We start from the raw sequence: 13,045 nt of genomic DNA on the forward strand, positions 1-13,045 counted from the left end.
TTTAGAAGGTTTTTTTAGTTATTTAGTAGTGCACAAATTTAGGTATTTGTCAAATTAATTTAGATGCGTTTACCCTGATTTCTCTAAGAAGTCGGGGATGTGCGATCTTAAGATAGGAGGAGAGTGATGATGACTACAAACTGGCGTGGCTATCGAGTTGCAGCTTGGGTAGGACAGGCGTTATTAACAATAGCAGTAATAGCTGCTCTGAGTCAGGGAAAATGGCAAAATGCCTTGGGGTTAGCCTTATTCTTAGTAGCATCCCTGGCGTTTGTGGTGATGGAAGATAGCTTGCCAACGCTGTTTGATTTCCTGTTTGTGCTTGCTGCCTTACTCAACGCCGGAGGCTGGGTTTTCGGACTGTTTTACCAACCGGGACCTTATGATGAAATTGTTCATGCTTTCACGACTTTTGCCGTGACTTTAGCATTGAGTTTTTTAGCATACAGTTCAATGCTGACTATTTTTCGTAACCATAAAATGCTGTACTTGCTAACAATAACCAGTTTTGGGATTGCGATTGGGGCTTTGTGGGAAGTTGCCGAATGGACGGCTGGTATTGTTCTCTCAACCGAAGTGATTGAGAGTCTGAATGATACGATTGTTGATTTGATTATGGATAGTGTGGGAGCTGCAATAGCTGCCCTAACTAGCTTATGGACGTTGCAAGAATGGATGCGCCCCAGTGCGGCAGTTGGGAATCAAGCATCTAATCAAGCATCTATGGCCAATAGTGCCAGCGATCGCACTTAACTCGCAAATTTCTCATTTTTTCTTCAAACATCTTTCATCAGATAGATATTTTCTTATTGCCTCCGACAGATGGCAAGCCTTGGAGAGTTGAGGTTAAATAGATACATAAGCAACATTTTGAAAGAATGTAGAACCTAGAACACAGACAATCGACCCTTAGCAAAAGTAAAATTTTAATAATTAATTTAAATTTTCACATTATTACTGCAAGAGGTTGGTTGTTTTGATTAAGGAGGATTTTATGAAAATAAAATCATTTTCAACGGCAATTGGACTGGTTCTGTTGGGTTCAACCCTTTATTTACCGGAAATTGCTCAAGCTAGTCCCAAACCATCTATCCAAGTAGCTCAACGAAGAGTAGTCGGCTCGGAGATAGACAGTTTTACCGCGTATCCAGTACAGCGATTAGAGCCAGGAACTGAACTCTTTTTCGTGCTGCGAGGAGCCCCGTATTCGAGAGCTACCTTGACTATCCCCAATGCAGTGCAAAATCTGCCGATGCGGGAGGTTCAACCGGGAGTTTACGAGGGAAGCTACGTGATTCGCGAGGGCGATCGAATTTCCGAAAATACAGTTGTGCGGGCAAATTTGCAACAAGGCGATCGCATCAGTAGCACCCGCTTGCAACAACCTCTAGTTGCTGGTTATAACGATCGCGGCTTTCAATCTTTGTCTATTAACCGCTTCACTGCTCAATCCGTACAGCAGTTAGCTCCGGGAACCACGCTCAATTTCAAATTGCTCGGCACTCCCAACGCTACAGCTAATTTCTCCATTGAAGGAGTTGCTAATAACATTCCCATGCGGGAAGAATCCAACGGCGTTTACACAGGGGAATATACGATCCGCAGCCAAGATTATTTCCCCCCTGCAGGTGCGGCGGTTACTGCTAGTTTGCAGTCGGGAAATCAAGTTATTCGTTCCCGTTTAGATCGAGAGCTAATTGCTGGCGATGATGGCAGTTCCAACACTGCCGAAATCCCGCTAGAAATTATCACTCCCCAAGAAAATGCTCGCGTCAGCGGGACGGTGGAAGTGGAAGGACGCAGCGCCCCAAATGCGACAGTTAATGTCAACGTTCAGGCTACCTCTTCTGTGGCAGGTTTGTTTGGAGTTGAACGAAATATCCTCGAACGCACAATTCGGGCGGATGAACAAGGTAAATTCAGTTTTGCTTTTAAGCCGACCATTTCTCTACCAGGAACCCGATACGAGGTTAATCTCAGTTCTAGTAGAGGCGATCGCACCAGTGAAGAAACATTGGTACTGTTTCAAAATTGAGCGGTGACTCGCGACTATTTGCCCGCCCAAAATCGGGCATACTGAATCCCGAATGCTAGCAGGTAAAGCAGAAATTGTTCTGCAAAATCTACCAACGCCTTTGACTGTCACAATGGTGCGCGAAGATGGAGGGCTGCTGAAAGTTAAACCCATGTCTAGTTCTCAAACAGGGATGGTAGCAGTTTCCAGAGATGAAACGAGTAACTTTGATAGCAATCAAGGGGTTTTAAGAATTCAACCTGACGGTCAAGTGTTTTTGAATTAGGCTATAAAAAGACCGGGTTTTGAACACAAATTCTGTAGCTTCATCAACAAAATAAACAGAAAAAATTTTGGAGGTTTTTCAATGGTTAATAATCGTTTGAACAATTACACTCAAAAGCTCTCGAATGCTAAGGGAGGAGCGATCGCACTCGCACTAGCAACTATCCTGCTTCCGGCTTGTACTACCCCACAGCGGGAAGCAACGGCACCTGCACCTGCACCTGCACCAACCGGTTCGATTCCCACGACAACCGAGAATGTGGTTGATAACACAGCACAACTAATTGGCAAAACTGTGACCGTCAGAAGCGAACCAGTCAAGAAATTGGGGCCATCGACCTTTACAGTTAGCGATAAGGACTTTTTTGGCAGCGAACCGATTTTGGTTGTCAATGCCACCGGCAAGCCTTTTGTGCTGCCGGCTGAATCAGGTCAAGAAGTTCAAGTAACGGGAACAGTTCGCAATTTTGTCCTTGCAGATATTGAGCGCGAGTACAAATTAGGCTTAGAGTCAAACTTGTACGCCGAGTACGAAAGTAAACCTGCGATCGTTGCACAATCGATGGCGCTAGCCCCCACACCGGGTGAACTCACCTCAAACCCCCAAAAATACTACGGCAAGACACTGGCGGTCAGCGGTGAAGTCGAAAGCCTCAGAAGTCCAAACTCGTTCACTTTGGATGAAGACAAATTAATTGGCGGACAAGACTTGTTAGTGATACACACAGTTCCAAAACCAACCGTGCAAGAAGGTGAGAAGGTTGCCGTAACCGGCGAGTTGCGTTCGTTTGTCCTCGCTGAACTTGAGCGGGACTACGATCTGCAATGGGATTTGACATTGAAGCAGAAGCTAGAAGCCGAGTATACCAACAAACCTGTGCTAGTTGCTACAGGGGTATATCCCTCCGCGATTCCTCAGTAACCAATAGGCCTCTGTCATAACTACTGCGGGGAGTAGGGGTTAGGCATCCTGCCTGCCCTTAACGAAGTTTTCGGGAGAAGTCTAATAGCTAACCACAAGGCGATCGCTTGCCCCATGAACACAAGCAGAACCTTTTTCTTGCCTCGTTTCTTTTGATGATAAATTCAGCAATAAGGTGTATATAATGAATCAACCAGAATCCTTGTCGCAACCGCTGACCCAAAGCGAATTCGTCGCAACTTTTCGCTTGTTCAGCAGATTTAGCTTCTGGATACAGTTATTCTTGGGTGCTGTTTCCGGCATTGTTTTATTATTTGCTATGTTGGGTCGCAACATGAGCGAACAAGCCAATAATGCAGGTATTGGTTTCGGGGTATTTTTAGCAATAATTGGTCTGTTATTGCTGTGCTTTAGAATTTTTTGGGATTTTCGCTATAGGCTTTTAGGCCGACTTTTGCACGCCGAAAATTCCCAGGTATATCCCAGCAAAGAACATATTACTCACACCTTACGGATTGGATTAGTTTCTAGTTTGGTGGGGGTATTAATCGCGTTTGTTGCTTCTGAAGAAACAGTTGCTGTAGTCCTAGCGAAAACTCTTAGTCAGCCCCAAGCGATGGCAGCTTATGCGCCAGAAAATGTGATTCGTTCCCTAGATATTTTTGTGACGATGGCAAACGTCAATTTGATTGGCGCTCACTTTTTTGGAGCTGTTACTTCTCTTGGGTTACTCAATTGGGTAGAAGATTAGTTGGCAGCATTGGCGATCGCTAAAGGCAAACACCACTCCTATGTCGTTAGGATTGACAAGGCCTGACCGATTTAGATTTAACTAAGGTTGGTGGCGAAAGCACTGTCTTGGCGAAAGAGAGCGAAGACAGTGCAGCTACAAGCTAAGCAAGGTGGCTATTGGGATGAACATCTAATCTGAAATTGGTAGCGATCGCTCCTGCTAATGGTAGTTAGCCTAATCAACCGTTTTTTTTTCGTAATTCATTTATTATATTGAGAGATATTTCATCTATTTTTAGATTGATAGATTTTGAATCGGGACAAACAAAACTTAGGTTCGTATTCCGAAAGATGAGCTATACCCGTGGCATTCAGCTTGCTAAATAGCCCTGTTGCCGTGTTTATTAACACAGCCATGTTACACAGTTTCTCTATTAGGAAATTTACTGCAATGAAAGACCTCTGGTATAAAAACGCAATTGTCTACTCCCTCGATGTTGAAACCTTCATGGACTCGGACGGCGATGGTGTCGGCGACTTTCAAGGACTTATCAACCGCCTAGACTATTTATCCGCGCTAGGAATTACTTGTTTGTGGTTGCTGCCGTTTTATCCTTCCCCTAACCGCGACAATGGTTACGACGTGATGGATTACTACAACATTGATCCGCGACTGGGAACCCTGGGAGATTTTGTCGAGTTCATGCACCAAGCAAAGGAACGAGGCATTCGCGTGCTGATCGATCTAGTAGTAAATCATACGTCCCATCAGCATCCTTGGTTTGTGGCATCCAAAAGCGATAAAAACTCCAAGTATCGCAATTACTACGTGTGGTCAGAAAATCCACCCAAAACAGATCCAGAATTGCTGGTGTTTCCCGATGCTGAGGAGAGTATTTGGGAGTACGACGAACAAGCAAACGCTTACTATTTGCATCACTTCTATAAAGAACAGCCAGATTTGAATATTGCCAATCCGGCGGTACGAGAAGAAATCTGCAAAATTATGGGTTTCTGGCTAGAACTGGGCGTGTCTGGATTTCGCATTGATGCTGTTCCCTTTTTAATTAAAGGAATTGGCATCGAAGGTGCAGACCCCGAAAGCCTGCGAGGTTTCTTGGAAGAAATGAGAGATTTTGTGTCATCGCGTCGGGGTGATGCAGTGTTGCTGGCAGAAGCAAATGTCGATCGCGAGCAAATTTCTATCTACTTTGATAAGGGCGACAGAATGCACATCCTGTTCAACTTTTTGCTGAACCAGCATCTGTTTTTGGCACTGGCGCGTCAAGAATCCACAGCATTGCGCGATGGACTAAAAATCTTACCGGATATTCCTGATATTTGTCAGTGGCTTAATTTTGTGCGCCATCATGATGAACTGACGCTAGACCGCATTACTTCATCGGAACGAGAGGAAATTTTTGCAGCGTTTGCCCCTGAGAAAACTATGCAAATTTTCGGGCGTGGGATTCGTCGTCGCTTACCACCGATGATGGGAGGATCTCGCCGCCGGATTGAACTGGTCTACAGCTTGCTTTTCACCCTGCCTGGTACACCCATGCTGCGCTATGGCGAAGAAATTGGCATGGGCGATGACCTTTCGCTGGAAGGTCGAGACAGCGTGCGGACGGTGATGCAATGGTCAGATGCCGCGAATGGTGGCTTCTCGACGGCTGCAACTGATGCCCTTGCCAGACCTGCGATCGCCCACGGAGAATATGGTTACAAACAAGTCAATGTCACCGCAGCGCAGCGCGATCCTGCCTCATTAATTAACTGGATGGAACGTGCAATCAGCATCCGCAAGCAATGTCCTGAGTTGGGTAGGGGCAAGTGGCAAATTCTGGAAACCGACTCTCCCTCGGTGTTAGCCCACTGCTGCGACTGGAAAGGCAGGACGGTGATTGCTGTCCACAATCTAGCCGACAAGCCTTGTACCGCTACGCTCAAATCTAACGAATACAGCAATCTGTTCGATTTATTTGGCGATCGTCTCTATGAATCTCTCGATGCCGACTCGCCCTCTATTCCCTTAGAAGCCTACGGCTATCGCTGGTTTCGAGTCAATCGAATCCAGGCGTAAACAAGTTAAAGTTGATGGGAAAACTAGCGACGTGGGCTCGTAGGAATGTACTTAGCAGTATTCTTGTCTGGAAGCGGTTCTATCTGACCTTGATTGACCAAAGCTTGATGAATTAGGGCAGTAGCACTACCCCGACTGAGCAACTCGTTCGGATTAAGAACTGTGGGATCTGGATAGTTGACCACTATCTTTGCCTTTGTCGCTGCTGCCACTGGCTCAACCGCATATTTAGGAAGTTTCCCCGCATCTTTATAGTACGAATTGAGAAAATCTAATGCCGAATTTTTAGTAGGCGCAGTTGCAGCTTTTGTCGTTGTTGGTGGAACAGCCTTAGCCGGTTTAGGTGCGGGCGCAGCCGCAGGCTGCAGCCTTGCCACTACAGGTAATAACGGCTGCATCAAAACAGTCGCTGCGAGGGGAAATGCCAAACGGTTCCTAGCAATTCGACGTTTATTTACTGGAGTTGGCTTGGCTGCAGTTACAGCCGCTGGATCAGTTTTGACAACAGGGGGATTGTAATCCATATTTAAACCCCTCATTAACACAACTAATGCTTGTGCCTTAGTCAAGGGCTGCTTGGGACGAAACTCCTTTCCAGGAAAATCATTCATAAATCCCGTTTCATAAGCTTCTTGAATCGGAGTTTCGGCCCAATAGTTTTTAGGCACATCCTTAAAGTAACTTCCACTCGGTATCTTTCTAACGCTTGCTCGATTAAAAGCTTGGTGGATCATCGCCGAAAATTCATCCCGATCCACAACCTGTTTTGGTCTAAAAGTTCCGTTTACATATCCGGTAACAATCTCTTTTTCAGCTAAGGAATCAATAAACGGACGCGCCCAGTAATTCGGCGGTACATCAGGAAATTTCGATTTAGCTTGTTGAGCAGCAACTTGCTGGGAACTTAGCACAAAACCAGTGCCACTGACACTAACGGCTAAAGCTAAAAAGGCTACGCTGATTGACGGTAAATGCCTGCGAGTAGACATAATAAATTTCCTCCTGATTTTTGCATTTTTAACGATACTCTTTGGCTGAGTTAAAGCGGATTACTTTTTTTACCCTCCGAATCCGATTCTGTTTTTTTTACATCTAACTCTTCGCGACGTACTGTGTCTGTTGCCTCAACCGTATCTTGCTCAACTTCTTTTCTGACTTGCACCTCCTCGCGCACGAACGCTTGCTTTTTGATATCGACAGTTTCTTCGTAGATTTCAAAATGTGCCATTTCTTCTTGCTTGAAGGCGGTATCTGGAGTTACTCGACTCCCTGCATATTCAGGAGTTGTGTGCTCAATCACAACTCGCTCTTTTTCTACAGGAACTTCCAGTTGTACCGTTTTGGTTTCAACTTGTTTGCCAATTATTACCTCGCCTGTTTTGCGACGGGTTTTATCTGCAACTAATCGTTCTTCGTACAGTTTGAGTTTTTGATGATCCTGTTCGTTCATCTGATACAATTCGGGTTCTCGCTCGTAAGTATAGGTATCCCGGTCATAAGCAGCTTTACGAGCTTGAGGCGAGACAGAATACGTTCTCGAAACTGGAACAGGCCCTTCTAAAGGTAATGATGCTTCTACTGGTACAGACGCTTCTACTGTTGAAGTACGATAAATACCCCGCACTTGTTCTTCATAATCGTAATCAACTGCCGTCCCATGCTCATACCTGGGTAGTTTTTCTACTTGGTCTTTACTCTGCAAACCTGTAGCGTAAACGCGCCTCCCCTTAAAATCAATCCGACAAAGAGCAATGGGAAGTAAAACTTTTTTGCCAAAAATCCAAGAACCAGTCTCTACCACAAAATAGCGGAAACGTCCTGTCTCATCTACTAGCACAGTATCGATCGTGCCAATTTTATCATCGGTATTTCCGGCATACACCTCCGCCCCTTTGATATCGTCGTCATCAAAAGCTGCTTGGCGGTAGTTGGGATTAAAATCCTCAATTTTGTAAAGTAACATTGTTGTTTCCTGTACTATCTACATCCACTTGTGTACCTACTTTAGATAGATATCAGTTCTAATACTTCCTTCTTATGAATGATTCAGCAAAGTGAAAATCATCAAGATAGCGATATTTTTTTATATTTTTCTATCTTTAGGTAGATGAATTTAGATTTCCTGTACTCAAAGGGGTAAATTTATCTAATGATTCGTAGGTTGGGTGGAGCCAACCTACAACGTTTCTGCCAGCAACTCTCACAAGGATTTATTAGGTTTTATGATCACCTTAACTAGGGGATATCCTACAAAGTTAAGGGCATCTATAAACGAGCTGCTGGTTTTTTTTTAAAGGAAATTTCCATTTTATGAGCGAAGTTACTACTTTTGATATTTAGAATTTTTAACTTAAAAATATTATGCCCATCGGTAGATATTCTGGTAATGATGATTAAGTAAAATTAAATTACCTTCAAGAAAAAAAATGACGTAACGCAGGGGTTAATCTTTTATGACTTATCCAGATCGATCGGGCAGTGAACTCACTGAGCCTACAATCGTCAATCCGCTGGTGGATTACCACGACCAAGTGAGGTGGGGGCCAATTTTGGCAGGAATTGCGATCGCTCTGGGTACTCAACTACTTTTAAGCGCTTTGGGAATGGCGATCGGATTAACCGCAGGTGCAACAGGCGCGGATGCAGGTTCCGTTGGTATTGGGGTCGTAATTTGGTCGATTATCAGTTTGCTAATTTCCCTATTTTTGGGCGGTTGGGTGATGGCTCAAAGCTGCGGCCCGATGACCAAGAAAACAGCATTTTTGAATGCAGCAATTCTTTGGGGAGCTACATTAGCACTTAGTGCTTGGTTATTAGGAAGCGGGATATCGGGTGCTGTTGGCGCTGCGGCTGCTAATGCTGGAGAAATTGCCAATCAAGTACAACAACAGGGCGGCGTTAATATACCGAATCAAGCGCAGAATGTAGGCCCAAATCAAGTTCGCGATATAGCTGGTAATACAGCTAAAGCTACTTGGTCATTTCTACTTGGCTCTTTGCTGAGTTTGGCAGCGGCAATGGTGGGTGGTGCTGTTGGCGCTCGCAAACCTCGCGTTTATGCTTGATTAGCGGTCAACCACCCACCACTAATCGGAGTACCGATATAGTGGGGGCACAGAAATTGCCAAGTTGACCAGTCTAGGTGTTAAATCACTACGTTTAAGGCAAGTGTTAAAGACCTACCAGAGAATGCGTTGCTAGTTCTCTGCTCTAGAACTTAAAAGTTAAACAGGTGTAAGGGTTAAGCCAGTGCTTTTAAGATAGTTACCGACCTTAAACATTGACGAAGCTAACATTACCCCGAAAGGGAGGACTTAAAATGTCTAACTTTGTTTTTGTACTAGATACCCAAAAACGACCGCTCAATCCAATCCACCCAGGAATGGCCCGTAAATTGCTAACTAATGGCAAAGCTGCTGTTTTTAAAAGGTATCCATTCACACTAATTCTCAAGGTAGAGGTAACAGCAACCCAAAAACCAATCACTCTCAAAATAGACCCTGGCTCTCAAACCACTGGGTTCGCATTACTGCAAGGAGAAAAAGTAATCTTTGGCGCAGAACTGACTCACCGAGGTCAAGCTATTAAAGCCAGCCTTGAATCTCGTCGTTCATTACGTAGAGTCCGGAGAAATCGCCATACTCGTTATCGTCCAGCTAGATTCCTAAATAGAACTCGCCTTAAAGGTTGGCTAGCCCCAAGTTTGCAACATCGCGTTGAAACAACTATAACATGGGTGACTAAATTGATGAAAGTTGCCCCCATTGTTTCTATTGTTCAAGAACTGGTGCGGTTTGACTTACAACAATTAGAAAACCCGGAAATTTCTGGAATTGAGTACCAACAAGGCGTTTTGTGTGGCTACGAGGTTCGGGAATATTTGCTCAACAAGTGGGAGAGAAAGTGTGCTTACTGTGGTATTACAAATACACCATTACAAGTCGAACATATTCATCCCAAAGCTAAGGGTGGTTCTAATCGCATTTCTAATCTTTGCCTTGCTTGTGAAAAGTGCAATATCAAGAAAGGAACTCAATATATAGAGCAATTCCTGTCTAAAAAGCCAGAGGTTTTAAAACGGGTTTTGTCTCAATCAAAGCGTTCTTTAAAAGATGCGACAGCAGTCAATTCAACTCGTTGGGCATTATTTAATCGGCTTAGCATGATTGGTTTGCCTGTTTCTACTGGCAGTGGTGGCTTAACAAAGTTCAATCGCACTCGATTAAACTTAGCTAAAACTCACTGGCTAGATGCAGCTTGTGTAGGGAAAGTTGAATCGTTGGAAATTTTAACAAGCAAACCGTTGTTAATTAAAGCTACTGGGCATGGGACGCGCCAAATGTGTCGTACCGATAAGTTTGGATTTCCATGTCGCTATGTTCCCCGGCTTAAGTTTGTTAAAGGTTTTCAAACTGGAGATATTGTCAAAGCAATCGTTACTTCTGGCAAGAAAGTTGGTAAATATGTTGGGCGTGTTGCCGTTAGAACGAGTGGTTCATTTAATATTGCCGCATCAGAATTGGTGTCAGGGGTTAGCCACAAATATTGTTCAATTATTCACAGAAAGGATGGTTATTCGTATGCAGCATAAACCTTGCCCCCCTTGGACTCCCACCACGCTCCCTGAGTACAGGTGAGCGTGGGGGTCTCCAAGGGGGAAGACAGATGAACGAGCTAAAAACCTTTTATAAGGTTTGGGCATAGAGATTTAAAAGAAGATAAAGCGATGCAACAGCAGAGGAGCTGGCAAAAATATACAACGTTAACAAGATCGAACTTGTTAACGGCAACAGTTTTAGTTGCTCCCTCGTTCGCCGCTGATACAAATCAAACACAGATTCAAGGTGAATATCTACTAGCGCAAGCTTCAGAAAACTGTCGCCCGGTTATTGCGAGGAATGGTCTTAATGTTCGGCGACAACCGACGGCTAACAGCGAAGCGATTGGCATCATTGATTCCGCAGGAAATGTGACGATTCAAAGTCTTGGTGAGAATCGCTGGATAGCAATTACAGCCCCGATACAAGGCTGCGTATATGGTGGTTTTCTCGGAGCGTGTGAAGTCGCCACCGCCCCGCCTCCTACTAACAGCAGCCAAGTTGCAGCCCAAAAAGGAATTAACGTACATCAAGTACCTTCCACTGATGGGAAAGCGTTGGAGTCGTCGCGAATGGACGAAGAGTGAGATTGAAAGTTTAAGAACGGATGGTTGGATGCCGATTACAGTGCCTCTGAGAGGCTACTTCCAAACTGAAAACCTGGCGTATTGTAGTTAATTGAAAAAACAGTGATGGATCACCAATCAAAGCCAAAAAAAGAAACTAATTCGCAGCAAAAACCTGGTTTGTTAAATTTCATTGCCGAGACAACAGAATCTGCACTGAATACAGGCAAAGCGGTTGTTGACACAGCAATTAATTGGGGGGAAGCTGCTGCTAAACAAACTTATCGATGGATTGGACAAGCGACGCAAGGAACCGGAGAGGCGGTAACTTATGTTGGCAATCTTCCCTTGGTTAAACAAGCAGCAGGGGTACTCAGGCTTGATTGGTTAGTTGGACTCAGCGATCGCATCGACTTAGCCAAAGCCGAAGCTCAAGTCAAGGAACTCCAACAAAAGTATCCCAATGAAGAACCCAGCGAAATTGCTCATCGCATTATGGTGGAAAAAGCGATCCACGCCGGTGGTGTCGGATTTGCTAGCAGCATTTTACCCGGTGTCGCGGCTGCACTGCTGGCGATCGATTTAGCCGCGACTACTGCGATTCAAACCGAAATGGTTTATGAAATTGCCGCCGCTTATGGGATGGATTTGCAAAATCCAGCCCGAAAAGGCGAGGTTTTGGCAATTTTTGGGTTAGCGCTAGGCGGTAGCAACGCAATGAGAGCTGGTTTGGGCTTTTTACGCAACGTACCGCTGGCTGGCGCGATGATTGGTGCGAGTACGAATGCTACGATGCTGTACGCGCTGGGATATGCGGCGCGCCAGTTTTACGAAGCCAAAGTGAGGGAAGAGACTGAAGAACCTGGCACCGAAACGCTGCAAGCGATTCAGCAACAAAGCGAGAAATATCTCGATGTTGCGATCGCCCAGCAAGCAGGCATGGATCAAATTATGGTTCACATGATTTTGGCAAGTTATCCCAACAAAAACTGGGAAGATATTCTGCCGGAATTGAAGGCATTGCAATTAAATGCCGATTCTCTCAAAAGGATTGCTGCTAACATCAAGTCCCCCAAACCATTGGGTGCATTGTTAGAGCAACTTAACCCCGACTTTGCAGTACCGCTATTAGCTCAATGCCGTCGCATTGCCGAAAGTAAGGGAGAGGTTTCCGAAGCAGAACAGAGGGTGCTGGATGCGATCGCACAAAAACTCAACGGTCAAGATGTGGCTTCGATATCCACTTGAAAAAATTTGTTGGTGCGTTAGCTTTCTGCGTAACGAACCATCCCCAATATTTACTGTGGCTGTGTAAGTCCTAAATTAGCCTCACGTTACAGTAATCTACAGCCTTAAGATAGAGTTTGACATGGCTAATTTTAATACTATCAAGAACGACTGATGCAAGAGGAAGTTGTATGACAGCAGAAATATCGGGAGTCTGGGACAAGATTGAGAGCATGATCAATGGCTTCATTGTCATGCTGCCTAATATGATACTAGCGTTAATTGTTTTTGCAATCTTTTTCTTTGTTGGCCGATCAATTAAGAGAGCGGTCAGGCGGCTTACCCGCAACCACCGCCAATCCCGGAATTTGGGACTGGTGTTGGGAAGGTTAGCGCAGGGTATTACTGTTCTGGTTGGTCTGTTTATTGCCTTGTCGATTATAATTCCCACATTTAAAGCAGGCGATTTGGTGCAACTGCTGGGAATTAGCGGGGTAGCGATTGGTTTTGCCTTTCGCGATATCTTACAAAACTTCCTAGCTGGTAAGCTGTTGCACATTTAAACTGTGATACAATCATTACCCTTATTTTTGATTTTGCGACCCCATTTAATTATTA

General features: G+C 44.7%; 13 protein-coding genes. 11 read left to right on the forward strand and 2 right to left on the reverse strand.

All coding sequences use genetic code 11. The features are described from left to right. Positions 1 to 126 precede the first annotated feature (126 nt). From QUB12_RS34595 to QUB12_RS34620, 6 genes are all read left to right on the forward strand, one after another. Positions 127 to 753, forward strand: a complete 627-nt coding sequence (locus QUB12_RS34595) for a hypothetical protein (RefSeq protein ID WP_333300274.1) — start codon at positions 127 to 129, stop codon at positions 751 to 753. Positions 754 to 994: 241 nt separating this feature from the next. Beyond that, complete coding sequence (locus QUB12_RS34600; RefSeq protein ID WP_333310686.1) at positions 995 to 2,035, forward strand: hypothetical protein; 1,041 nt, start codon at positions 995 to 997, stop codon at positions 2,033 to 2,035. 52 nt (positions 2,036 to 2,087) lie between these two features. Then, the gene (locus QUB12_RS34605) at positions 2,088 to 2,300 is read left to right on the forward strand and encodes a hypothetical protein (protein ID WP_333144365.1); all 213 of its coding nucleotides are present in this window, start codon (positions 2,088 to 2,090) and stop codon (positions 2,298 to 2,300) included. Between the two features lie 81 nt (positions 2,301 to 2,381). Then, the gene (locus QUB12_RS34610) at positions 2,382 to 3,221 is read left to right on the forward strand and encodes a hypothetical protein (protein WP_333144364.1); all 840 of its coding nucleotides are present in this window, start codon (positions 2,382 to 2,384) and stop codon (positions 3,219 to 3,221) included. Between the two features lie 184 nt (positions 3,222 to 3,405). Then, the gene (locus QUB12_RS34615; protein WP_333144363.1) at positions 3,406 to 3,972 is read left to right on the forward strand and encodes a DUF3611 family protein; all 567 of its coding nucleotides are present in this window, start codon (positions 3,406 to 3,408) and stop codon (positions 3,970 to 3,972) included. Between the two features lie 432 nt (positions 3,973 to 4,404). Then, positions 4,405 to 6,036 (forward strand): alpha-amylase family protein, encoded by a 1,632-nt coding sequence (locus QUB12_RS34620; protein ID WP_333310688.1) that lies wholly within the window; start codon positions 4,405 to 4,407, stop codon positions 6,034 to 6,036. A 23-nt stretch (positions 6,037 to 6,059) separates the two neighbouring features. Here the strand turns inward: QUB12_RS34620 and QUB12_RS34625 are convergent, their stop codons facing one another. Next, complete coding sequence (locus QUB12_RS34625) at positions 6,060 to 7,025, reverse strand: S-layer homology domain-containing protein (RefSeq protein ID WP_333144361.1); 966 nt, start codon at positions 7,023 to 7,025, stop codon at positions 6,060 to 6,062. A 50-nt stretch (positions 7,026 to 7,075) separates the two neighbouring features. Then, positions 7,076 to 7,999 (reverse strand): DUF2382 domain-containing protein, encoded by a 924-nt coding sequence (locus QUB12_RS34630; protein ID WP_333144360.1) that lies wholly within the window; start codon positions 7,997 to 7,999, stop codon positions 7,076 to 7,078. A 490-nt stretch (positions 8,000 to 8,489) separates the two neighbouring features. Between QUB12_RS34630 and QUB12_RS34635 the strand changes: the two genes are divergently transcribed. From QUB12_RS34635 to QUB12_RS34655, 5 genes are all read left to right on the forward strand, one after another. Next, positions 8,490 to 9,101 carry a hypothetical protein gene (locus QUB12_RS34635; protein ID WP_333144359.1) on the forward strand — a complete coding sequence of 204 codons (612 nt, stop codon included), beginning with the start codon at positions 8,490 to 8,492 and terminating at the stop codon, positions 9,099 to 9,101. A 254-nt stretch (positions 9,102 to 9,355) separates the two neighbouring features. After that, positions 9,356 to 10,627 carry an RNA-guided endonuclease IscB gene (gene iscB, locus QUB12_RS34640; RefSeq protein WP_333310690.1) on the forward strand — a complete coding sequence of 424 codons (1,272 nt, stop codon included), beginning with the start codon at positions 9,356 to 9,358 and terminating at the stop codon, positions 10,625 to 10,627. Between the two features lie 135 nt (positions 10,628 to 10,762). Next, a complete protein-coding gene (locus QUB12_RS34645) occupies positions 10,763 to 11,221 on the forward strand; it encodes a hypothetical protein (protein ID WP_333144357.1) in 459 nt (152 codons plus the stop codon). Positions 11,222 to 11,326: 105 nt separating this feature from the next. Beyond that, positions 11,327 to 12,448 (forward strand): EcsC family protein, encoded by a 1,122-nt coding sequence (locus QUB12_RS34650; protein ID WP_333310692.1) that lies wholly within the window; start codon positions 11,327 to 11,329, stop codon positions 12,446 to 12,448. 170 nt (positions 12,449 to 12,618) lie between these two features. Then, entirely contained in the window at positions 12,619 to 12,990 is a 372-nt protein-coding gene (locus QUB12_RS34655; RefSeq protein WP_333310694.1) for a mechanosensitive ion channel family protein, read from the forward strand. Positions 12,991 to 13,045: the final 55 nt, after the last annotated feature.

This window comes from Microcoleus sp. B7-D4 (assembly GCF_036705125.1).
Classification (GTDB): Bacteria; Cyanobacteriota; Cyanobacteriia; order Cyanobacteriales; family Microcoleaceae; genus Microcoleus.